The sequence below is a fragment of the Streptosporangium sp. NPDC049248 genome (genome assembly GCF_040678965.1).
Lineage (GTDB): Bacteria > Actinomycetota > Actinomycetes > Streptosporangiales > Streptosporangiaceae > Streptosporangium > Streptosporangium fukuiense.
Genome location: NZ_JBFAQY010000014.1, coordinates 52,886 through 76,126, shown reverse-complemented (window position 1 = coordinate 76,126; position 23,241 = coordinate 52,886). Strand labels below are relative to the sequence as shown.

Annotated in this window: 17 protein-coding genes and 1 pseudogene; 9 read left to right on the top strand and 9 right to left on the bottom strand. The window is 68.5% G+C overall.

Features of this window, described 5'->3' with window-relative positions:
* The first annotated feature begins 17 nt into the window (after nucleotides 1-17).
* Nucleotides 18-1,253, top strand: coding sequence for a YncE family protein (locus AB0K21_RS24635; RefSeq protein ID WP_364153465.1), 1,236 nt, complete (start codon nucleotides 18-20; stop codon nucleotides 1,251-1,253).
* Between the two features lie 10 nt (nucleotides 1,254-1,263).
* On the opposite strand, the gene AB0K21_RS24630 is transcribed toward AB0K21_RS24635, so the two are convergent.
* The 5 genes and pseudogenes from AB0K21_RS24630 to AB0K21_RS24610 all read right to left on the bottom strand — a co-directional run.
* Nucleotides 1,264-1,413, bottom strand: a complete 150-nt coding sequence (locus AB0K21_RS24630; protein ID WP_343982218.1) for a hypothetical protein — start codon at nucleotides 1,411-1,413, stop codon at nucleotides 1,264-1,266.
* A gap of 9 nt (nucleotides 1,414-1,422) precedes the next feature.
* Nucleotides 1,423-1,653 (bottom strand): zinc ribbon domain-containing protein, encoded by a 231-nt coding sequence (locus tag AB0K21_RS24625; RefSeq protein WP_030915582.1) that lies wholly within the window; start codon nucleotides 1,651-1,653, stop codon nucleotides 1,423-1,425.
* Nucleotides 1,654-1,721: 68 nt separating this feature from the next.
* On the bottom strand, nucleotides 1,722-3,488 hold the full coding sequence (locus AB0K21_RS24620) for an ABC transporter ATP-binding protein (RefSeq protein WP_364153461.1): 1,767 nt from the start codon (nucleotides 3,486-3,488) through the stop codon (nucleotides 1,722-1,724).
* 198 nt (nucleotides 3,489-3,686) lie between these two features.
* Entirely contained in the window at nucleotides 3,687-6,494 is a 2,808-nt protein-coding gene (gene lanL, locus AB0K21_RS24615) for a class IV lanthionine synthetase LanL (RefSeq protein WP_364153458.1), read from the bottom strand.
* Between the two features lie 358 nt (nucleotides 6,495-6,852).
* Nucleotides 6,853-6,951, bottom strand: a pseudogene (locus AB0K21_RS24610) (IS630 family transposase); the annotation flags it as partial.
* Nucleotides 6,952-7,078: 127 nt separating this feature from the next.
* Between AB0K21_RS24610 and AB0K21_RS24605 the strand changes: the two are divergent.
* Nucleotides 7,079-7,828 (top strand): Mut7-C RNAse domain-containing protein, encoded by a 750-nt coding sequence (locus AB0K21_RS24605; protein ID WP_343978879.1) that lies wholly within the window; start codon nucleotides 7,079-7,081, stop codon nucleotides 7,826-7,828.
* Between the two features lie 28 nt (nucleotides 7,829-7,856).
* On the opposite strand, the gene AB0K21_RS24600 is transcribed toward AB0K21_RS24605, so the two are convergent.
* From AB0K21_RS24600 to AB0K21_RS24585, 4 genes are all read right to left on the bottom strand, one after another.
* Complete coding sequence (locus AB0K21_RS24600; protein ID WP_343978882.1) at nucleotides 7,857-8,051, bottom strand: ferredoxin; 195 nt, start codon at nucleotides 8,049-8,051, stop codon at nucleotides 7,857-7,859.
* A 31-nt stretch (nucleotides 8,052-8,082) separates the two neighbouring features.
* Nucleotides 8,083-9,321, bottom strand: coding sequence for a cytochrome P450 (locus tag AB0K21_RS24595; protein WP_343978885.1), 1,239 nt, complete (start codon nucleotides 9,319-9,321; stop codon nucleotides 8,083-8,085).
* Between the two features lie 213 nt (nucleotides 9,322-9,534).
* The gene (locus AB0K21_RS24590; protein WP_343978888.1) at nucleotides 9,535-10,194 is read right to left on the bottom strand and encodes a TetR family transcriptional regulator; all 660 of its coding nucleotides are present in this window, start codon (nucleotides 10,192-10,194) and stop codon (nucleotides 9,535-9,537) included.
* A complete protein-coding gene (locus AB0K21_RS24585; RefSeq protein ID WP_364153452.1) occupies nucleotides 10,188-11,384 on the bottom strand; it encodes a cytochrome P450 in 1,197 nt (398 codons plus the stop codon). The genes AB0K21_RS24590 and AB0K21_RS24585 overlap by 7 nt, the downstream gene beginning before the upstream one ends.
* Nucleotides 11,385-11,713: 329 nt before the next feature.
* Here AB0K21_RS24585 and AB0K21_RS24580 point away from each other — a divergent pair, with 329 nt between their 5' ends.
* From AB0K21_RS24580 to AB0K21_RS24550, 7 genes are all read left to right on the top strand, one after another.
* Nucleotides 11,714-14,200: an Ig-like domain-containing protein gene (locus tag AB0K21_RS24580; protein ID WP_364153449.1), complete on the top strand. Its 2,487-nt coding sequence runs from the start codon at nucleotides 11,714-11,716 to the stop codon at nucleotides 14,198-14,200.
* Complete coding sequence (locus tag AB0K21_RS24575) at nucleotides 14,170-18,255, top strand: DNRLRE domain-containing protein (RefSeq protein ID WP_364153446.1); 4,086 nt, start codon at nucleotides 14,170-14,172, stop codon at nucleotides 18,253-18,255. Before AB0K21_RS24580 ends, AB0K21_RS24575 begins: the two co-directional genes overlap by 31 nt.
* Before the next feature lie 150 nt (nucleotides 18,256-18,405).
* Nucleotides 18,406-18,972 (top strand): hypothetical protein, encoded by a 567-nt coding sequence (locus tag AB0K21_RS24570; protein WP_364153443.1) that lies wholly within the window; start codon nucleotides 18,406-18,408, stop codon nucleotides 18,970-18,972.
* A gap of 452 nt (nucleotides 18,973-19,424) precedes the next feature.
* Nucleotides 19,425-19,700 carry a NucA/NucB deoxyribonuclease domain-containing protein gene (locus AB0K21_RS24565; RefSeq protein WP_364153667.1) on the top strand — a complete coding sequence of 92 codons (276 nt, stop codon included), beginning with the start codon at nucleotides 19,425-19,427 and terminating at the stop codon, nucleotides 19,698-19,700.
* A gap of 109 nt (nucleotides 19,701-19,809) precedes the next feature.
* Entirely contained in the window at nucleotides 19,810-20,406 is a 597-nt protein-coding gene (locus tag AB0K21_RS24560; protein ID WP_364153440.1) for a hypothetical protein, read from the top strand.
* 514 nt (nucleotides 20,407-20,920) lie between these two features.
* On the top strand, nucleotides 20,921-22,573 hold the full coding sequence (locus AB0K21_RS24555) for an MFS transporter (RefSeq protein WP_364153437.1): 1,653 nt from the start codon (nucleotides 20,921-20,923) through the stop codon (nucleotides 22,571-22,573).
* On the top strand, nucleotides 22,574-23,185 hold the full coding sequence (locus AB0K21_RS24550; protein WP_343978916.1) for a helix-turn-helix domain-containing protein: 612 nt from the start codon (nucleotides 22,574-22,576) through the stop codon (nucleotides 23,183-23,185).
* Nucleotides 23,186-23,241: the final 56 nt, after the last annotated feature.

Below are 23,241 nucleotides of genomic sequence, written 5' to 3'. Positions count from 1 at the left end.
GGCGCGAGCTCACGGAAGTGCCCATCGACCGAGAGGACGGCGACACCGTGCGCGCACCTTCCCTGAAATCCGTCATGCCGCTCTCCGCGGCCGCCGTACTGCTGGCGGCCCTCATCGGCCCCGCCACCGCGGCCCGGTCGGCGTCCCTGCGAGAGGTGCTCCTGGTGGGAAACGCTCAGGGCGGAACGGTCAGCTTCGTCGACGGCCGCACCTACCGCAACCTGGGCTCGTTCGACGCGGTCCCGGATCTCGACGAGCGCCTGAGGGCGATGAACCCGGTCGAGCGCGCGGGATACGAGGCGGTCAACCGGATCCAGGGATACCGCAAGCTCGTCGACGACATGGCGGTCTCCCCTGACGGGCGCACACTGTACGTCTCCCGCGGCAACCTGTCGGACGCGGTCGCCTTCGACATCGCCGGCCGGAGGATGCTGTGGCGCTACAAGATCAAGGGCTTCAAGGCCGACCACGCGGCGCTCTCCGCCGACGGCAGGCACTTCGTCGTGTCGGCGACGACGGCCTCCGTGGCGCAGGTGATCGACACCGCCACCGGCAGGCTCGTAACCGACATCCCGACCGGCACCTACCCACACGCCAACGACTACTCCCCCGACGGCAGCCTCCTCTACAACTCCAGCATCGGCATCACCTCCCTGCCTCGGTCGCTGAACGCGCTCAAAGGCGCTCGGCAGCTCACCGTCGTGGACAGCGCCACGCTGAAGGTGATCAGGAAACACACCTTCGAGTACGGCATCCGCCCCGCGGTGTTCACTCCCGACAACCGGACGATGTACGCCCAGTTCTCCTACTTCAACGGCTTCGCCGAGGTCGATCTGACCACCGGGAAGATCACCCGGCAGGTGGAGATGCCCTTCAGCGAGGCGGGCGGCAGGCTCGCCGCCGACGACTACCCGCAGAACTCCGCGCACCACGGCATGGCGATGTCGGCGGACGGCGACGAGCTCTGCGTGGCCGGCACGATCGACGACTACGTGGCGATCGTCGACCGCCCCGGGCTGACCACACGGGGTTACGTGCACTACGACACCGGGAGCCTGCCGTACTGGACGACCACGGCCGCCGGCGGCCGGCACTGTTCGGTGTCGCTCAGCGAGAAGAACGCGATCTCGGTCGTGGACTACGAGACCGCGCGCGAGGTGGCCCGCGTGCCGGTGGGCGACTTTCCTCAGCGCGAGCGGCTGGGACAGGTCGCCGAGGACGTGATCGGCTCCCTGGACGCCGCCGTGGGATAACGGGCGGTGCTCACAGGACGTCCTCGCGCAGCCGCGGGAACACCTTGGAGACCTTGCCAAGAAGGTATTCGCCGTAGGTGCCGGTGAAGGCGCGCAGGTCCTGGCCGTCCCAGCGGGCCCGGCCGGCCGAACGCCCCGCCGGAGCTTTCCACCCCGTCATGAGCGGCGCTCAGCGGACCGCCAGACGGTCCGCCTCGTCCTTCGAGATGTCATAGGACGCCCCGCAGAAAGTGCACTGCACTCCGTACTTCGTCCGCACCGGGAACAGCGGGACGAAGAACAGGCTGAACTTGGTGACCTTCCTGGACAGCACCTGCGCCGCCGTGTTGCCGCAGTTGCGGCAGAGAAGCGTCAGCACACCGAGCCGGTGGGTCACGGTGCGGAGTCCGAAGATGAGCATCCCCCAGTCATACCCGACGGAGCCTGCCGGTGGCCCGCCCCGCCTCCATGAGCGCGGCCCCGAGCAGGTTACGCCGCGCCGGTCTGCGCGCGGACCATCCGGGCATACAGCCCGTGCCGGTCGCCGAGCAGGTCGAGGCGCGGGCCGTACTCCACCACCCGCCCCTCCTCCAGCGCCACGACGGTGTCGAAGGAGTCGAGTACGCCGAACCTGTGAGTGATCATCACGGTCGTCCGCCCGGCCCGTTCCGCCAGGATCGCCTCGACGACCTCCAGCTCGGTCAGCGGGTCGAGCGCGGAGGTCGCCTCGTCGAGTACGAGCACGGACGCGTCGGCCAGGAGCGCGCGGGCCAGGGCGATGCGCTGCCGTTCGCCGCCGGAGAACAGTGCCCCCCGCTCGCCCGCCGGCGAGTCGTAGCCGTCCGGGAGCGCCGCGATCCGCTCGTGGATCCGGGTGATCCGGCAGGACCGCACGAGATCGTCCATCGTGGCGCCGGGCGCGGCGTATCTGAGGTTGTCGGCGACCGATCCCTGGAAGAGGAAGGGCTCCTGCGTGGCGATGCAGATCCGTCCGGGCAACGGCGCCCCGAACTCCGTCCCGTCGATCACGACCGTCCCCTCGGTGGGCGGGTGCAGCCCGGCGAGCAGGTGGCCGAGCGTCGTCTTGCCCGAGCCGCTCGGGCCCACCACCAGCGTGGTGGAGGCGGCCGGGATCTCGAGGCTCACGCCGTACAGCGCCGGACGGTCCTCCTCACCCGTCCCCGGGTAGCGGAAGCCGGCCTCGCGGACGGCGAGCGCGCCGGGGCCCGGGGCGGGGCTCTGTCTCGTCTCCGGCTCCGGCTGGAGGTCGAGGTAGCCGAAGACCCTCTCGAACGCCCCTTGGGCGGCGCGGAACTCGGTGGAGATGTGCAGGATCTGCCACAGGGGCTGGTGGAGCCTCGCCTGCAGCACGGTGAAGGCGACCAGGGTGCCCGGAGTGATCCCGCCGGTCAGCCCCGCCGCCACGAACACCAGGTAGGGGGTCAGCACGAAGAAGACGTGGCCCACGCTCAGCACCAGCTGGGCCACCAGGCCGGAACGGATCCCCAGCCGTGCCAGCCGTTCGCTCTCCGCGGCGAACCCGGCGGCCTCCTGCTGACGCCTGCCGTGCACCCTGGCCATGGTGACGCCCCCCGGCGACAGGCGTTCGGCGATGATGGAGGAGAGCTCCGCCCGGGTGCGCTGGCCGTCGGCCGACAGGGTCGAGAGCGCCCGCCCCGACCGGGAGGCCACCAGCAGGACGAGCGGCGCGAGGATCAGGGCGACGCCCGCGAGCACCGGTGACAGGGTCACCATCGCGCCGGCCGCGACCACGAATCCGATGAGGCCGGAGAGCGCGCCGGGCAGGGTGTCCTTGACCGCGTACTCGATCTGCGTGGTGTCGCCGGCCAGCCGCGACTGGATCTCGCCGCCCCGCTCCGCGGCGAAGAAGGCGAGCGGCATGCGCTGCAGGCGGCCGAACATCTCGGTGCGTAGCCCGTGCACCACCCGCTGCGCGACGCGGGCCGACAGCCACGTCTGCCCCAGGTCCACGGCGCCCACCGCGCAGGCGATCGCCGCGGCCAGCCCGGCGATCAGGGCGAGCAGCCGCAGGTCGGGGCCGCCAGGCCCGAAGAGCGCCCGGTCGAAGACCACCCGCGTCAGCAGCGGGACGGCGGCGTTCATGGCTGAGTAGGCGGCGATGAGCACGACGAGGACGCAGACGGCGGCCCGGTACGGCATGAACAGCCGCACGACCCTGCGCCAGGTCCCTGGGGCGGGAGGGGGCTCCGGGGCGGAGGGGGGACGATCGCGCACGGCCGTACCAGTCCTTGTCTGATGATCGAACGTCAGGTGATCGGGCAGAGCCCCGCCCTCCCGGGAGCGGGAGGGCGGGGCCTTCACATCAGTCGCCTGTCACGTCAGCCGTCGGTGCAGCCGGCGTGCTTGAAGCAGTGGGTCAGCCGGAGCGCCTCGTTGGTGCCCGGCTCCAGCTCCTGGAGAGCCTGCAGGTCCTCAACGTCGAAGGACATGGTCTTTACCTCCTGTGGTCGGCGGGGCCGCCTCTGATACGGCCCGCTCTTCTTTCATCGCCGTCCCGTCGCGAACGGCGAGTCTGGGGGCGTCGTCGGGCATCCACAGTCGGGGATGCCCGTGACGCAGCCGGAGGAGGAAGGCGACGACGCCCGCCGTACCTCCGAGGAAGGTGGGTGAGAAGCCCGCCTGGGCGTCGGGCACGAGCAGCCGGCCGGAACGGCCGACCGCCCTGCTCGCCAGGCAGGCGGCCAGGTCCCGGGCCCACCGGTGGTAGCGGTCGTCACCGGTGAGATCGGCCATGTCGAGCAGGAACTCGCCGTCGCCGGGGAGCCCGTGGCACGGCACCGGCCCCGACTGCCACCGGGTGCGGTGCACGGCCGCCGCCGCCCCGCGCGCGAGGTCCAGTGCCTTCGGGTCGCCGGTGGCGCGCCAGTACCTCACCAGGAAGGAGCCGATTCCGGAGGATCCGCTGCACCAGTACGGCCTGCGGGGACGCACCGTTCCCAGGTCACCGCGGAGGGTCGGCCACCAGGCGGTGTCGCCGTCGACGTCCGCGTGCGCGTATAGGGCGCGGGCGACCTCGTGCACGGTCTCCGTCCAGTCCGGCCGGTCGAGGACCCGGCCCGCGTGGAGCAGTGCGGTCCCGATCCCGGCGAGGCCGTGCGCGAAACCGAAGTGGTTGGCTCCGGCGAGGCCGGAGTCGAAGGTCCGCGGTGTCGGCCACTGCGGGTGGCCGTCCAGGTACGACCGCGCGTCGTGCAGATTCTGGAAGATCGTGGCCGCGCGTTCCATCAGCGCCGGATCGCCTGACCCCAGCGCGACGCGCAGGACCGTCATGCCGCATCCGGCCAGCCCGTGCGTCACGTCCGGGCCGGGGTGATCCGTCGGCAGCAGGCTCGCCGCCCGCACCGCGTACCGGGCCAGCCCGGCGTCGTCCAGGGCCGCCGCCGCGTCGTGCAGCGCCCACACCGCTCCGGAGCGGCCGAAGTGGAGGCCGGGCCGCCAGACGTCCTCCTCCGCCAGCCGCAGCCGCAGCCTGCGGGAGAGCGCGGCGACCGCGGCGGACGCCTCCGGTGCGGGCATGGCCAGCGTCAGGACCCCGAGGACGCCCGCCGCGCCGGCGTGCACCGAGCACGGATCCGCCTCGGGCCCGCCGGAGGCGTCGGACCACGCCGCCAGGCTGCCGCCGTCCGGATCCGCCGCCTCCACCAGGTGCGCGATCCCGTCGTCGATCAGCCGATCGATCCGGTGGGGCGGCCGGGCGGGTTCCGCGGCGCCTGGCCCGGCGCCTGGCCCGGCGGTGGGCCCGGCGGTGGGCCCGACGGCGCTCGGCCGGCGGGTGAGTCGTCCGGCGAGGAAGCGTTCGCATCGCTCCAGGGGCCAGCGGCGTTCCGGCTCCGCCGCCAGCAGGCCCTCTACCAGTGGCCGCAGCAGGGCCAGCGTGGGGTTGTCGGTGGCCACCGCCGCGACCCGGCCGGGGCCCGGCGGGTCCAGGTGGGCGCCCGGCGGGTCCAGGTGGGCGCCGACCGCGAGGAAGTACGCCATCGCGCCGAGGCTGTAGAGGTCGGCGCCGCCGTCCGATGCGGGCCGGGGTTCCCCGACATGCTCCACCAGCTCCGGCGCCAGGTAGCCCGGGGTCCCGCCCACCATGACGGTGGCACCCGGCACGGCCGCGTGCTCCAGGTCGATGAGCCGGAGCCCGCCGCCGGGGAGCAGCATCACGTTGTTCGGCGAGAGGTCGCCGAACACGTGCCCCCGGCCGTGCACCGCCTTCAGCAGCTCGACCAGCCGGCCGAGGAGGGGCAGGACCTCCGCCGCCCCGTTGCCGAAGCCGTTCTCGCCCAGCGGGCCGGCGTTCCCGTCCGACCAGCGTTGCAGCGTGATCCCCGGCACACGCTCCTCGACGAGGAAGGCGTGCCCGCCCTGCTCGAAGAAGTCCACCACGGCCGGCACCACCCCGGTCACCGCGAGATCCTCAAGGCGGGAGCGCTCCGTCGCCACCCGGTCCCGCGCGTCCCTGCCGCTCAGATCGGCGCACGCGTGCGGGCGGCCCTCCTTGACGACCACCTCGCGCCCTGTCCTGGTGTCCTCGGCGAGATAAACCCCGCCCCGGTTGGCGTGCCTTACGGCTTCGCGGACGATGAAGCGGCCGTTCAGCATGATCGCGGCCGCTCCGGGCCGCCGGCCCGCCGCCGGAGCCTCGAACGGGCAGACCGCGAACGGCGGCGGGGAGAAGCGCGGCTCCCGCGCGTCGAGGACGAGGCGGCCCTCCGGTGAGCGCAGCCGGATCTCGTAGAACCCGTCGTTGCCGAGTGTCCTGTGCCCGCGGAAGGCGCCGTAGCGGTAGTGCACGATCCCGCCCGCCCGGTAGGGGCGGTCGGAGAGGATCACGGGTCCGGGAAGGCCCCGGGTGACCTCGTCCAGCAGGGCGGCCAGGCGGACCGACTCCGCGTCGTCGCGCGGGTAGACGGTGACGAACTTCCCGGCCTGCGCGCGGCTGCAGTGCGGTTCGAGGAATTTCCAGTAGTCGTCCAGCCGGGCGGGGAACTTGAAGGCGCACCTGGCTCCGGCCAGCACCCGCGAGACGCGGGAGAGCACCACGGGGGCGGAGAGCATCGTCGCGGAGACGTGCAGCTTCCACCCCTGGTCGGGGATCGCGTAGGTGTCCGGCGTGACCTTGCACCAGAGCCCGTCATCAGTGATCGACCACTCCCGGGCGCCCGCGCGCCCGAGCTCGGCGGTCACGATGTCGCAGAGGATGGCGGGGTCTCCCGGACGCGTCCTCACGTGGACCCACTCTCTGTCGTCGGGGCTCTTTCTCGCAGAACCCGAGATTGACAGAGAGCTGTTGCCAGCGAATGGAATTTCAATTGCTTACGAGGTGAGCGGGCGTTTATCCGGTGCGAAAAAATCTTCACCGAATCGGTCACACCATTATTCGCATTTATTGACGCACTCGCCCTGGCCGCCCCTACAGGGGTTCGTCCCGCCGAAACCTCGTGGAAACAGCTATACGCGGCACACTCCACCGAGGAAGAGATTGTCATTCATACGTAAAGCAATGTCGGTGATTTACACTCGTCATGACTTCACCTTACTGCGTGGCCGTAATAGCCGCGGTCCTGGGCGGTCGTCGCCCGGCGCGGTAGCGGCCGTGGAAGTAGGTGACTCCATGAGTGCGCCGGTAGGTGGCCGGCAGCCGGTCCGGTCGCCTTTGGCGGGCCCGGCCCGCCCCTGTGGTGGGGATGAACGATGTCGAGTCGGGAGGTGCCGCGCCCCGGTGGCGCGGCCGGGTGCTCCGCACCGTGTCAACCCGCATTCGAGGCCGTTTGATTCATCTCGGAGCCTGTGGCGGATGGCATGCTGGCAGGGTGAGCGAATCTGATGTCCACCTGCATGTCGCCCCCGAGCTGCTGCTGTTCCTGCCCGCGCGCCGGCGAAGCGAGTGGCAGCGGGTGGCGCCCGATGGGACATCGACGCTGGGACATGTCGTGGAGTCGCTCGGTGTTCCGTTGCCGGAGGTGGGGCCCTTGGTCGTCGAAGGCGTGGAGGTCGGCCCGTCCTACCAGCCCGCCGCCGGTGATGTGATCCACGTTCACGCCGTACCCCGCCCCCAGCGAGTGCCGCTCGAACCGGGACAGCACGCGCCCAGGTTCCTGCTCGACGTCCATCTGGGCACCCTCGCGCGAAGGCTCCGGCTGCTGGGCGTGGACGCGACCTACTACAACGACATGGACGATCCCGCACTGGTCGTCGAGGCGAACAGGGAACGCCGCGTGCTGCTGACCCAGGACCACGGTCTGCTGTGCCGCCGGGCGCTCTGGCTCGGCGCCTACGTGCGAGGCAACAAGGCGCATGACCAACTTCACGACCTGCTGGAGCGGTTCGCACCGCCGCTACGGCCGTGGACCCGCTGCACGGCCTGCAACGGAGAGTTGATACCCGTCGAAAAGCACGAGATCGACCGCCTGCTGGAGGCCGGGACCAGGCGTTCCTACGACGTCTACGGCCGATGCTCGAAATGCGGCCAGATCTACTGGCGCGGCGCGCACAGCGAACACCTGGAGGAGATCGTACGATCGGCCGTGCACCTGGCCGGCCTCGGTCAGGGAAGCGGCTGAGCACGGCGCGAACGTACTGACCGGGACGTCAATCCTCGATCTGGATGGCCAGCGCCGGGCAGACCGTCGCGGCGTGCCGAACGTCGGCGGCCTGTTCCGCCGGCGGGTCGGGGTCGAGCAGCACGACGACACCGTCCTCGTCGCGCTGGTCGAACACCTCCGCGGCGGCGACCACGCACTGCCCGGAAGCGACACACCTGTCCTGGTCGACGGTCACCTTCATGAGAACCTCCTGATTGCCGTACCGGGGAGAGTCACCAGGTCACGGGGAGTTCGTAGACTCCGTAGACGGACCCGTCGTGCTTGAACGGGATCTGTTCCAGATCCGCGGCCGGCCGCAGGGTGGGGATGCGCCGGTAGAGGGTGCTGTAGACGATCTGCAGTTCCAGCCGGGCCAGCGACTGGCCCAGGCACTGGTGCACCCCGAAGCCGAAGGCCACGTGGCGGCGGGCGTCACGCCGGAGGTCCAGCCGGTCGGGGTCGGGGAACACCTCGGGGTCGCGGTTGCCGATGTCGTTGGCCATGATCAGCCCGTCGCCGGCGCGGATGAGCTGCCCGGCGATCTCGATGTCCTCCAGTACCGCCCGGCGCCGCCCGTTGTGCGTGATGTGCAGGTAGCGCAGCAGTTCCTCCACCGCCGAGGCGACCAGCCTCTCACCGTCGGTGTCATCGTCGATGTCGCGGAGGAGGGCCAACTGGTCGGGGTGTTCCAGCAGGGCGAGCGTACCGAGCGCGATCATGTTCGCGGTGGTCTCGTGCCCGGCGATCAGCAGCAGCACCCCCATCCGGGCCGCGTCCTGCCGGGACAGCTCCCCGCTCTTGATCCGCTCGGTCAGCTGGGACAGCATGTCGTCGCCGGGGTCGGCGAGCTTCTCTCCCAGCAGGTCGTCCAGGTAGCCGGCCAGCCGGCCGAGGGCGGCCGACCGCTGCTCGGGTGTCGCGTCCCGCTTGATGACGGTCTTGCTGTTGTCCTGGAAGAAGTCATGGTCGGCGTACGGCACACCGAGCAGCTCGCAGATCACCAGCGAGGGCACCGGCAGGGCGAACGCCTCGACCAGGTCGACCGGCTTCGGGCCGGCGAGCATGTCGTCGATCAGCTCGTCGACGATCTTCTGGATGGCCGGCCGCATCGCCGCCACCCGCCTGACGGCGAACGGCGCCGTCACCATCCGCCGCAGCCGGGCGTGCTCGGGATCGTCCATCAGGATGAAGCTGACCTTCGACGAGCCGGTGACGGGGGCCGGGCTCGGGTAGCCGGGCCGGGTGACGTCGGAACTGACCCTCGGGTCGGCCAGCAGCGCCCGTTGCTCGGCGTAACGGGTGACCAGCCACGGGGTGCTGCCGTCCCACAGGCGAACCTTGGTGAGCGGCCCCTCCTGCTGCTTGGCCCGCAGGGTCGGGGGCGGATCGAACGGGCAGCCCGCCGCCCTGGCCATCGGGTACTCCGGAATCTCCGCGGGGTGCCCACTCGCCGGATTCAACGTACTGGTCATCGATTCCTCCAATGGGGCCTGTACCGCGACGTGTTCGCGGCAGGCATCGATCCTCGTGAAGGGGCGGTGGTCGTCGCCGAGAGCGGTGCCGGACCGGCTTCTCCCGGCTGTCGTCGCAGGGCTGATGCGAGACCGGAAAGTGCGTCGGCGACCTCCGATACGAATCGTTGCCTCCTCCTCTGCCTGCGATCCGCCGAGGCGCGACGGCTCCCGTCATGGGCAGGGCGTGACCGGTGCCAGCCACAGCCCGACGAGCGCGTCGATCAATCCGGTCGCGGCGTCGTGCCAGTTGGATCGGGGTGTGGGGGTGCCCTCGGCGAGAGCGCGCTCACGCTCGGCGTACATGTGCACCATCAGCTGGCGGGCCATGTCACCGCGCTCGGCACGCACCTCGGCGGGCAGGTCCGGAAGGCATCGGTTCAGCCCGTCGAGGACCCGGTGCAGCGCCGGCGAGGTGAGGGACTCCTCGACCATGATCTCGCGAAGCACAGGGTCGGTCATCACCTGGGCACCGAACCGGCCGTACCAGGTGAGGTCGCCCAGGGCGGCCAGGTGCTCGGCACTCGGGCGCACCAGGCAGGCCAGCCAGTCCCGCACGTCCGAGCTGTCGCCGATCTCGGCCAGCATCCGCAGGCGCAGCCGCTCGGTCCGCTCGGTGTGTCTGCGCACGATGGCGCGCACCAGATCGGCCTTGGTGCCGAAGTGATAGCCGACCGCGGCGTTGTTCCCCTGCCCCGCGGCCTCGCTGACCTGGCGGTTGGACACGGCGAACACCCCGTGCTCGGCGAACAGCCGCTCCGCCGCCGCCAGGATCGACTCCCGCGTGGTACCGGCCCGCTCGGCCCTGGCGATCCTGCCTGCCATGGTCACCATCGCACCGGAACCTCGCGCAACCCGCCGACCACGAGCCCCTCGACCTTGCGCAGGTCCTCCACCGGGACGGCGAGTTCCAGGGAGGGAAGGCGGCGCAGCAGCACCTCGAGCACGACCTGCAGCTCGGTGCGGGCCAGCGCCTGTCCCAGGCAGGAGTGCACCCCGGCGCCGAAGGCCAGATGGGGGTTCGGGGTGCGGCCGAGGTCCATCTCGTCGGCACCGTCGAAGGCGCTCTCGTCGCGGTTGGCGGCGGCCATGTTGCACACCACGGTCGTCCCGCGCGGCAGCAGGGTCCCGGCTACCTCGATCTCCTCGCCGAGGTAGCGCGGCATGCCGAATCCCGGGTTGGCGTCGAACCGCAGCGCCTCCTCCACCGCGGAGCGCACCAGCGAGCGATCCGCCAGGAGCCGGTCCCAGCGCCGCCGGTCGGCCAGCAGCATCGCCACCATCTTGCCGATCATGTTCGCGGTGGTCTCGTGCCCGGCGACCAGCAGACCCTGGCCGGTGGCCACCAGTGTCGCCTCGGACAGCCGCCCGCCGTCTGCGTCGGTGCCGGTGATGAGCTCACTGAGCAGGTCCTCGCCCGGCTCAGCGCGCTTGGCGATGACATGGGCGGTCATGTACTTGAGGAAGTCGGCCTGTGCCTCGTCGATCTCCTCCTGCGTGTACCTGGTCAGGTTGAGCAACGTGTCGGACCAGTACGCGAACCTGTCCCGGTCCGAATCCGGGACTCCGAGCAGGTCGCAGATCACCCAGACCGGCAACGGGAAGCCCAGGCCCGCCTTGAGGTCCGCCGGATGTCCCCGCTCCAGCATGTCGTCGATGAGCCGCTCGGCCATCGCCTCCATCCCCGGCCGCAGCGCGGCCATGCGCTTGGCGGTGAACCATTTGCCGAGCATCCGCCGCCATCGCCGGTGCTCCCCGCCGGTCTGCGGTATCGACATCGACATCTCGTTGTCGAACAGCCCGCCCGACTCGGTGGCCGAGATCCGGGCCGCGCCGTCCGCGTGCGTCGGCCGGGTGAACCGCGGGTCGGACAACACCAGTTTGACGTCCTCATAGCGCGTGACCAGCGATGCCTCGTCCCCGCTGGGCAGCGTCACCCGCGCGACCGGGCATCGCTCCCGCAGCCGCCCCCATTCGGCCGGCGGCTCCAATGCCGCCTCGCTGGGAATCGGATAACTCAGCATCGGCCCACCGTCATCCTGACCCACCATGCCTCCTCCGAACCGGCCTTCGAGTCACGATCAGTCAACTTGGGCTGTTAACTTAAGTCAAGCAATTGACTTAAAGCCTTTCTAAAATTCCGTCAGGTCGCCCTTACTCGCTCCATGCACCCGGCGCTCACGGAAACCGCCTTTCGCGTTACCGAAAAGAATCTTTACTTAGATCGTGACGCATGTGATGATCACTTCGTTTTGCCACATATGTTCGAAAGGCTGGAGTGAACACATCACGAACGGCGTCCGGCTTATCCACCCGGACGCGCCGTCGCGCTGCCCTGCTCGCGGCTCTGACGTTGCCGATCTCGCTGATGAGCGTGCCCGCGATCGCCCAAGGGCCCACGCCACCCCCCACCACTCCCACTCCCACTCCCACTCCCACTCCCACGACGTCGCCGCCCACCGCCCCCGCCGCACCCACCGGCAAAGCGCTGGCGCAGGCCAAGAAGGACAACCGGCGCGTCGAGATCGAGTCGATGCGCTCGGAACGCGCCACCTTCTACGCCAACCCGGACGGCAAGACGGTCCGGATGGAAATGCATACCCAGCCGATCCGCGTCAAGAACGCCGACGGTAAGGGCTTCACCCCGATCGACACCACCCTCGTCGAGGTGGACGGCGCCATCAAGCCCAAGGCCGCCCCCGGCGACCTGGTCCTGTCCGCCGGCCGGGACAAGACCCTGCTCAAGAGCCGGGCGGCCGACGCCACCGCGAAGATCACCATGCCGTCGGCGCTGCCCGAACCCCGGCTGAAGGGCAACACCGCCACCTACCCCGGCGCCTACGGCAAGGGCCGCGACCTGGTGGTGACCGCGAACGCGACCGGATTCCGGCAGCAGATCACCATCGCCGAACGGCCCACCGGCCCGGTCTCCTTCCGGGTGCCGGTGGACCTGCCCGAGGGACTGTCGTTCAAGAAAAACGCCGGCCGGCCCATCATCGCCGGCAAGGACGGCAAAACGCTCACCGAGGTACGCCCCACTCTGCTGCAGGACGCCACGGCCGCCGACTCCAGTACTCCGATCGAGGCGGGCAAGGCCGGCAAAGCCTCCGTCACGCTCGCCGACGACGGCCAGACCCTGGTGTTCACGCCGGACACCGCGTTCCTGGCCGACCCGGCGACGACGTACCCGGTGACGATGACCGCCGTCGCGGACGACTGGTGGGAAGGCTATGCCGGCAACTGGGACAACGGCGGCATGGACACCTGGATCAACGACGTCGACTACCAGGAAAGCTGGGACACCTTCGCCCAGGACCAGATCGTGGTCGGCAAGTCCTACGCCAGCAACATCGCCAAGCGCTGGCGCGGCTATCTCCAGTTCCCGAACATCCCCGCCGAGTTCGCGGGCAGCACGGTGCAGAACGCCGACATGCACCTGTGGAACTACCAGTCCAACGAGTGCGGCATCTCGGTCGGCTCCGGCATCACGGCCCGGCGGATCACCTCGTTCTGGGATGACCTGGAGCTGACCTGGAACACCCAGCCGACGGTCTCCAACACGGGCGCGGACACCGAATTCGGCGCCTACAGCGAAGACTGCACCGGCTCCATGAGCTACGCCTGGGACCTGACCCACACGCTCAACGGGATCGTCCAGGAGTGGGTCGACGGCGCCACCAACTACGGCATCCAGCTCACCGCAGGCAACGAATCCGAGTTGCGTAACTGGCGGCGCTACCGCTCCGAGGACGCCGGCGGCTGCAGGACCACGCCGCTGGAGGAGTGCAAGGGGCAACTCCACCCGCCCATCCTCACCGTGGACTTCGAACTTCCGGTCCCGCTGCATGAGGAATCGATGGTCATCGCCAGCCCTGCCTCCCTTGCAACGCATCCCGAGTACGAGGAAGCGCTCGAGCTATCGACGTACACACCTGAGAGTGTGCAAGAACTCACGTCGATGGGGCTCAGCCCGGACATTGCCGCCAATGCCGAAGGTCAGCGTGACGGACAACCATATTTCGTTGGCACTGACATGCTCGACGGCGGAGAGCCCCTCCCTGACGGGAACGACACAAGCCCAGAAGAAGATAGCGTTGCCCCACGAATCGTGGATCACGAGCCTGCGGATAGTGCGACAGAGGTACCTCGCGACGCAACGATACGTGCCACGTTCTCCGAACCAGTCGGCGAAGCCGTATTCGTCGTTCAATCGTCCCAGGGCGACGCGGTCACGGGCTCACTCGTATATGACGACACGGAGAAGCTTCTCACGTTCACCCCTGGGCAGTCGCTGAGCCCAGGCACGTCGTACACCGTAGCCGTGTCGGAAGCCATCGACGGTTGGGAGAACGCGATGGATCCCTATTCTTGGTCGTTCCGCACCGTCGAAGAGGCCGCAGGACATTGGACGTTCGATGAAGGCACCGGGCAGACCGCCATCGATTCCTCGGGCAACGACCATGACGCCTCGTTGAACGACACGGCCAAATGGGTGGCAGGCCGAAACGGAAATGCTGTCTCCAATGCGTCCCCGCAGGCGCGCTTGACGGCATCGCGGCAGGCGGCAAACGTAGGCAAGCCGGTCGAGGTCGCCGCCGAGACGACGGTGACCCGCATCACCTATGCCCAGCCGGACGGGAAGACGTTCCAGACCGAGGTCACGGCCGGTCCGGTGCGGACCCGGCAGGGCGGCGGCTGGGCGCCGATCGACACCACCCTGGCCGAGCAGAACGGCAAGCTGCGGCCCAAGGCCCTTGCCGAGGGCGCGTTGGTGGAGCTGTCGGCCGGTGGCACGGACCCGTTCGTGAGATGTCCGCCGATGGCAAGTCGTACGCGCTGACCTGGCCGGCCACGCTCCCGAAGCCGACGCTCAAGGGCAACGTGGCCACCTACACCGACGCGGCCGGCAAGGGCGCCGACCTGGTGGTCACCGTACTGCCGACCGGGTTCCGGCACGACGTGGTACTGCGCGAGCGGCCCGCCAAACCCCTGGAGTTGCGCATCGGGGTGGACACCGGCGGCCTGACGTTGTCGAAGGGCAAGGGCGGACGCTTGCTGCTCACCGACACCAGCACTGGCAAGGACAAGGACAAGGGTAGGAAGCTGGTGGCGTCGGCGCCGCAGCCGGTGATGTGGGACGCCTCCGCTGGAGCTCGCCTGGCCAAAGGCCGCCTGCCCCAGGCCCGGCACGCGAAGATCGCTACCAACGTGGTGACCACGGGCGGCCGCACCGAGCTGGTGCTCAAGCCCGACCACACGTTCCTGTCTGCCCCGGCCACCGTGTATCCGGTGCGGGTGGATCCGACCACCACGCTGCCGTTCAACCACGACGTGGAGGTCTCGACCCTCAACGACGCCGACTTTCCGGCCGACCCGACCGCTGCGTTCATGATGGCCGGCACTCGGGATGGCCAGAAGTTCCGGGTGCACCTGCGCTTCGACACCGCCGCCCTGACCGGCGCCACGGTGAGCGACGCCAAGCTGTCGCTGAACAACATCGACGCGCCCAGCTGCGGCGCCGCGGTCGGCGCGGGCATCCAGGTGCGCCGCCTGACCGGCGCCTGGGATGAGAACAACCTGTACTGGGCCAACCTGCCGACCTCCACCACCGAGGACGCCCAGATCAACAGGGCGGCGATCAACGAGAGCTGTGCCACCTGGCCCGGCTCTATGGACTGGAACGTCACCGGCATCGCCCAGGACTGGGCCACCGGCGCGGCCAACCACGGCCTGGTGCTGCAGTCGCCGACCGAGACCAACGTCAACAACTACCGGGCGTTCACCTCCTCCGAGGACACCGACTTCAACAACCCGCCGAAGCTGACCGTTACTACCACCGGCCCGGCCTCGGCCCCGGCCGTCAGCAACCTGACCATCACCCCGGCCCAGGCCACGGGCGGGGTCACCACGGTCACCTCGCTCACCCCGCAACTGGCCGCGACCGTCTCCGACACCATCGGCGGCCCCCTGACCGGCGAGTTCGAGATCGAGCACGACCCGGCCGCCACGGGGCAGGGCACCGGCCAGATCTGGACCGGATCCTCGGCCCCGGTCGCCTCCGGCAACCAGGCCACAGCGGCTGTCCCGGCCGGGAAGCTGACCGATGGGTGGAAGGTGCGCTGGCGCGCCCGCGCCGCCAACACCATCGCCGCCACCGTCTCGGCGTGGTCGGCCTGGCAGACGGCGACCGTGGACGTACCCAACCCAGCGGTCGGCGCCTTCCAGGTCACCCCCTCACAGCAGGTGAACGGCGTCACCGTCACCACCAGCCTGACCCCGACCCTGCACACCACGGTCACCGACCCGGCCGCCCAGCCGCTGCGCGCCGAGGTCGAACTCGAACACGACCCCACCGCAACCGGGCAGGGCGCCGGACAGATCTGGACCGGCAGTCTCGACAACGTCGTCTCCGGCACCCAGGTCGGCCTCACCGTTCCCGTAGCCAAGCTGACCGACGGGTGGAAGGTGCGCTGGCGCGCCCGCGCCATCAACACCGCCACCACGATCGGTTCACCGTGGTCGGCATGGCAGGCCCTGAGCGTGGACCTGCCGGACCCGGTCTCCGAACCCGCTGTGGGCGCGATGCAGGTCACCCCGTCCCAGCAGGTGGACGGCACCACCGTCACCCCCACCCTCACTCCCACGTTGCTGGCCCAGGTGAGCGACCCGGCTGGCGGCGCGCTGCGGGCCGAGGCCGAGATCGAACACGACCCAGCCGCGACCGGGCAGGGCAACGGCCAGATCTGGACCGGCAGCGCCGACAACGTCGCCTCCGGCACCCAGGCGGGCATCACCGTCCCGGCGGGCACCCTGTCCGACGGGTGGAAGGTGCGCTGGCGCCTGCGCGCCATCACCGAGCAGGTCGCCTCGGCCTGGTCGGACTGGCGGCAGGTCACCGTCGACGTCACCCAGCCCGGAGAGGAGCCCCTGGCCCAGACCGCCGGACCGGTGATCCGCACCGACCAGAGCTTCACCACCGCCGCCTGGCTGCGCTGGAGCGACAAGGACGGCGACTACACCGTCCTCGAGCAGAAGGGCACCCACCAGGCGCCCTTCCGACTCGGCAACACCCCTGATCGTGGCCTGGTATTCACCTTCACCAGCGCCGACGCCGCCGGCGCGACGGTCGAGGGCGTGCTGTCCGACGTCGAACCACCGGCCGACGAGTGGTTTCACCTGGCCGGCGTGTACGACGCCATGGCCAAGACCGCCTCGCTGTACCTCAACGGCACCCAAATCGGAACTTCGCAGCTCACCTCCGCGAGCTGGAACGCTGACACGCCTATGAGGCTCGGCTCGAACCTGATCGGAACCATCGACGACGCCGAGGTATTTCAGCGAGCCTTGAGCATCACCGATGTCGCCGCCCTTCACACCGAGTCCGTCGGGGTCACGCTCCGACGAGCCGCGACGGCGGCGAAGAACTCCGGCTCGGCCAAGGCAATAGCGACCCAGGCGGCGTTCGTCAACCAATTCAACTACGAGCACATCAACGAGCAGCAGTGCAAGGACTCAGACGTCAACGCCGATAAATACAAGCAGGCCCGGATTCAGGAGAAACCCTACGTCTCCTGCTGGTCCGCTTATCTCAACTTCGTGAACTACAGAGAGGATAAAGATACCCGCAGAATGAAAAAGGCCTCACTGGGAAGCGTGATCTTCAAAGCACTGCTCAAATATTTCACGAACCTCGATGACGATGACGTATTCCGTTTGCGGGCTACGTGGGTCATGCACAGCTACCTCGGAGACACTACCGGGGAGAATATCATCGGCCCGGCCGGTGACCTGAGGGCTCAGGACATCAAGCTCTTCATGCGCATCGAAGAGATAGAGCTCTTGGACAGGCCAGGTGTGATCAAGCTGAAATCAGATCAGTTGCGAGGTCTGAACTTGGGCTTGGCCGCAGCAGCCACCGCAAAAAGGGATGGCGCGGACTGCAGGGTCCGGAGCGGGAGTGGTCAAACCAGAGACATCGCCGGCTGGCGCTCCAAGCCGGATCTGCAAATGATCATACGAGCGAGCTCCGCCACTCCCAAAGATACGTGGGGCTGCACAATCATGCCTTACCTGACCGTTGCCGACGAGGACGGTAGTGGTCGAGCGGTCCGCGTTCCCCTATGGAGCCAGAGAGTCAAAGACACAAACGGTCAGGATCGTTATGTGCTACGGCAGGGCGACGTGCTGGAGACGGGTTCCCAGGTAGACGCGCCCCGCTTCAAGTGCGACACGATAAGCTTGGGCTTCTCGAATTTCAAGCGAGTCGGAGGCTGCGTCAACGGCCGGGCCAGCCGGGTCTTCAGGATGTCCGAGAGCCAGGACGACGAATTCCTTCCCGTCATCGAACACATCAAGAGCGCGCTGAACAAAGCGACGAACTCAACGACGGCCCCACCGCTGAGAGATGGGCACGATTGGTCCTGGGAGAACCGCGAGCATCCACCTACTCGGCGTCCGGTGGGCACCAGGAAGGCCAAAGATATCCCCGGCAACTGGGACGATCCAACAAGCCCAGCATTGACCAAGCTGTCACAGGGTGTTTCAGATACCTACAACCGGGATTACTGGTCCAACATCAAGATGTATATGGATCTCGAAACCGGCGAGCCGAAGACCTGGAACCAATCGCGAGGGACAAATTGGTGCAAATACTACTTCCCCGACGACTATCCGAAGCCGCCGGCCGAAAATCTGCCGCCCTTCACCCGCGATGTACAGTGCGACGAGTATCCTTTCGCTTCAACCAAGGAAGGCGCCCGCAACGCTAAGGGGCATTTCTCTCTGAGGGCAGTCGCCACGGTACCCAACAGGCTCCACGGCGATGCCGTACGAAATTTCTACGCGGATTATCGCGTTGGACCCGATAATCGCTTCTGGGTGCAAGTGGTTCCCTAGATAAGTAGCTGCTGCACGCAACCAGGAGGGCCTGCCACCGCAGGCCCTCCCATGATGTCTTGCAGGAGTCACTTCTTTGCGGTTCAAGCTTCCACGCTTGCCCGAACAGACTCCGTGGTCGCACCCGTCGATGCGGCTACACTCTCTGCCATGAGCGGACATAAGCCTCCTGTCGCCCACACCGAAGTATTGGCAGTGGAGGTGAGATACGGCCAGATCTATCTCCTGGACGAGGCACCCGGTGAAATCGACGATGCGGCAGATCCGCTTGTCATCATTCAGACCGCAAGCGGCGTCGTCAGATTCATCGCCGGCGCGGAATGGGGAACCGTCGATCTCAGAGTGGACATCGGAAACCAGGCGCTCGATCCAGACCTCGAAGGCTACGAAGACATTGTAGAGATCAGTTTCGGAACACCGACAGGTAGACTTTCCCTGGGAGGCTGGTCCTGGGACGAAGAGGAACTGCATGCTCTCCCCATGCTGCCGGCCGGTCCCGGGACATACCGGTTGCGCTATCACGTGACGGGCATGGACGGGGATGGCCATCCAGATGTAGCAGTCGACCACTGTCTGCAAATTTGGCCGGAGCCTCCAGGTGACCCTGCCGTGCTCAAATGCACGAGTTCATATTTCCGACATCGCCTCGCCCCGGAAGCAGCCCCCGCCACAGGCGGCGACCGAAACGATGCTTCAAGTGAGACGGCGGTCGATTGAGCCTGTGTGGCTCAGCAACTCGAATCACTTCCAGGGCAGAGAGCCTCTCGTCCGGTGGAATGGAAAGGGTGATGGCGCCGGGCGGCCGGTTCGGTTCGCCTGAGATCGTTCGACGCCCGCACCACTTCGCTGAACACCACGGAGGGCTTCGGGCCGAAGTGGGTGCGCGACTGGAACCACGCCCTCACCCTCGAAAGGCCTAGTGCTGCGTTCCTTTTTGAGCGGCAAGATTAGACGTACTATCAGGGCCCAGTACTACATTCGTAGATCTTGAACGTGTAGATCTTGGGTAATCTCCGTCCCTGACGGATGGTTGTGGGCCGATGGCCGGTGCGTGACTTCCTTCCTTTCCTACGATCAGGTCGTGTCCTGGGATACAGAACTGATAGCGCTGGTCACGCGGATCGCCGGCCCCTTGTTCGCCCGGCCCGAGCCCCGGCAGGCCGACACAACTGCTCAAGGGAGTCAACTATTGCAAGTACTACTTCTCGGATGACTACGCGGTAGCGACCCGGTTCATCCACGGAATCGCGCAGGCGCCCTGGATCAACTGTGACGAGTATCCGTTCGCGTCGTCCAAGGAGGGGGCCGGGGCGAAGGACGGAAACTTCTCCGTCCAAGCGGTTCCCAGAGATGACAACATCATTCACGGGGCGGCTCTCGATAAGTTCTATGCCGATTACCGTGTCGTGCCCGGGAACCAGTTCTGGGTCAAGGTCGTGAATTGACCAGGAGCCCGGCCCGGCGATCGACGACCGGGCCGGGCCGCCTGTGGGTGGAGGCGATTGTAAGATCGCCTCCACCCCATGAACCAGCGGAATTCGAAGGAGCGAGCCGGTGGACCTGTCGCGAGCGGTGCCCGGGGAGAGCCAGTGGCAACTCCTGGACGAGTACGCCTTGAACGCCCGCTTCGATGCGGCCTGGATCGACACAGAGAATATCGAAGAGATCGCGGAGCGGTTCCGGGTGGATCCGGGCTCTGGGATTCTCTGTGACCTCGAGACGGCGTTCACCCTGGCCGACGACAACGAACAGGACACTCTGGTCTGGATCGGGGGGCATTCTCCGGGCTGGTCGGTCGCGATCACCATGAGCGGAAGTTTCACGCTCAGGGAAGAGGCGAGCGCGGGAAGAAGGCGCATCATCAGTCATTGGCACCTGGGTGACCTGGGTGAAACCGGTGACGAGGGAATGGTCTATTACCAGGATGGCGAGCTCATCGGCAGGCTGGGAGTGGAAGCGTTCCAGGACTACGCGGGTGATCTGGAGACAAGCCACGAAGGCGGGTTCGAAGAGGAGGTGGAGGGTTACCTCATCCTGGCGGGTCGGGTCACGGGCAGGTTCCTCGACCGGGACTGGTTCGCGGCGTCGCGCGTCCTCTACCGCGTTCCCGCCGACGCCTGGCCCAGCCTGTTCAAGCCTTTTCCAACCTGACCCGTCGGCCCGGAGCCTCCCGGCCGGCTCGGCCGCATGGCGTACCGGTGTGCGATGCCGGTCCCCCCTCGTCGGCCTCGGACAGGACGCCTGACAGCACGGCGAGGTCCCTTGCGCCGGGCGCCATCGGGCCGATCACGCTGAGGTCGCGGCCGTACTCCAGAGGGGCGCTCGGCGGCGCGACGTGCCCTCGAACGGCTGCCGCCGTCGTTCGTAGCCTCCGCAGGACTGGTCGCGCAGGTGCGCGGGCGTCGCCGAGACGACCTTTCACCAGAGAAAGAAGAAACTCCGTAGCCGTCTCCGCGGGCCCGTCGGCGCCTCCGGGCCGCTCGCCGACGCGAGCGAACACGGGTCCGCCGAACTTCGCCGATCCAACGCTCGTGCGCCGGTGCGATGTCGGGCTCGGCCAGAAGACCGGCCCGACCTCGTAGACCCGCTCGAAGACGAGACCGAAGCGGCCAAGGTCGAGGTGCGCCTGGATAGATAGCGACATGATGTTGCTATAGTTCGCGACATGTCGTCGCCAAGTTCTCGTCAAAGCTGGCTGCCTCTCTTCGTGCTCGCGGTCGGTGTGTCGATGGTCGTCATCGACGCGACGATCGTGAACGTCGCCGTTCCGGCGATGATCGACGATCTGGGGCTCACGGTCACCGATGTGGAGTGGGTCAACTCCCTCTACCTGCTGGTGTTCGCGTCCCTGCTCATCCCGCTGGGCCGTATCGGTGACCAGCGCGGCAGGCCGCAACTGTTCGCCACGGGCATCGTGGTCTTCCTGGTGGCGAGCCTGCTGGCGGCGGTCGCGGGGAGCGGCGCGATGCTGATCGGAGCCAGGGCAATCCAGGGAGTGGGCGCCGCGATGGCCATGCCCATGACGCTCGCGATCATCAACTCCACCTACTTCGGCAGGCAGCGGGTGATCGGATTCGCGATCTGGGGCTCGATCGTCGGCGGTATGGCCGCCATCGGGCCGCTGGTCGGCGGCTGGCTGGTCACCGACCACGGCTGGCGTGCGGCGTTCTGGATCAACCTGCCCATCGGCGCGCTGGTCCTGCTCGGCGCGCTGCGCATCCCCGCCTCCCGTGAGGATCGGGCCACCGGTCACGACCCGCTGGGCATCGCGCTGATCGTGCTGGGCATGTTCTCCGTCGTCTTCGGCCTCATCGAGGGTCAGAAGTACGGCTGGCTCACTCCCCTGCGGCCCGCCGAACTCTTCGGACTGCGGTTCGAGGAGGTCTCCCCGGTGCCCTTCGCGTTCGGCATCGGCATCCTGGCCGTGGCCGCCTTCATCCTGCTGGAGCGGCGACGCGAGCGGGCCGGGCGCCCCGTGCTGATCGACCTGACACTGTTCACACTGCCCGGCTTCCGCTACGGCGCGATAGCCGCGATGATCGTGGCGCTGGGCGAGTTCGGTGTGATCCTGGTGCTGCCGCTGTTCCTGCAGTCCGCGCTCGGCCACAGCGCGTTCACGGCCGGCCTCATCATCGCCACCCTCGCCGTGGGCACCTTCCTGGCCGGCGGCGTGGTCCCCGTCCTGACCAGGAAGGTGAACTCACGGACGGTCGTGCAGATCGGCCTCGCCCTGGAGGTCGTGGGCGCCGTCGGCATCGGTCTCTCCCTGGAGGCCGGCATGAGCGTGTGGCGGATCGTGCCCTGGATGCTCGTCTACGGCTTCGGCATCGGCTTCGCCACGGCCCAGCTCACCAGCGTGCTGATGGCCGACGTGCCCGCCCGGCAGGCGGGTCAGGCCTCCGGGTTGCAGAGCGCGATCCGCCAGGTCGGTGCGGGGCTGGGGGTCGCCGTCCTGGGCGGGGTGCTGGTCACCGGACTCGGCTCGTCGGTCGAGAAGAACATGTCCTCCTATCCGGAGCAGGTCCGCACGAGCGTGGCGAACGCCGTGCAGGAGAGCGGTGGTGCGGCCATCCCGGGGCTGAGCGATCCGGCCGTCCACGCGGCGGCGGTCGCGGGCGCCACGGAGGCGACCCGCAGGGTGCCGGTCATCACCGGGCTGGTCCTGCTGGCCGGGCTCGGCTTCACGTTCCTGCTCCCGCGTACCGCCGCTCCCACCCGGGCCGGCGAGGACGCGGACGGGGACGAAGGCGGGGAGAATGACAGTGACGGAGCGGGGACACCCGGGCCGGACAGCGGAGGACGCCACCAGGAGGTGTAGATGCCGAGGATCAGCGCGGCGACCGTCGCCGACCACCGGGCCAACCAGCACGCCGCCCTGCTGGAGGCGGCGCGCGAGATCCTGGCCGCGCAAGGTGTGCACGCGCTCACCCCGGCGGCGGTGGGCGCCCGGATCGGCCTGGCCCGATCGAGCGTCTACCGCTACTTCTCCTCCACCGCCGACATCCTCGCCCAGCTCACCGAGGAGGGCTTCCCCCGCTGGGCCGGCCGCCTGCGCGCCACCATGGCGGAAGCCCCGCCCGACGGGCCGACCGGCTCACTCGACGGGCGGCTCCGGGCGTACGGCAGGGTCGCGCTCGAGTTCGTCGGCAGTGCCGACTACGCGCTGGTCCCGGCGGCGCAGACGCTCGGACTGCCGGCCGAGTGCCTGGCACGGCTGGAGGAGTTGCACGGGTCGCTCATCGAGCCGCTCGGCGACGTGCTCCGCGAGGCGGGATACGACCATCCCGCCCTGCGGGCCGAGCTCGCCTGGGGCGTGCTCCGCGCGGGCACCCGGCGCCTCGCGTCGGAGTCCTCCGGCGGCCTCGGCGCGGAGGACACGTCCGAGATCATCGAGATCACCCTCGACATGTTCTGCCGGACTCTGCGCTGACCTGACGCCGGTCGGAATATCCGGGGAGGAGCGGTACGAGCCGGGAAGGCACCGGT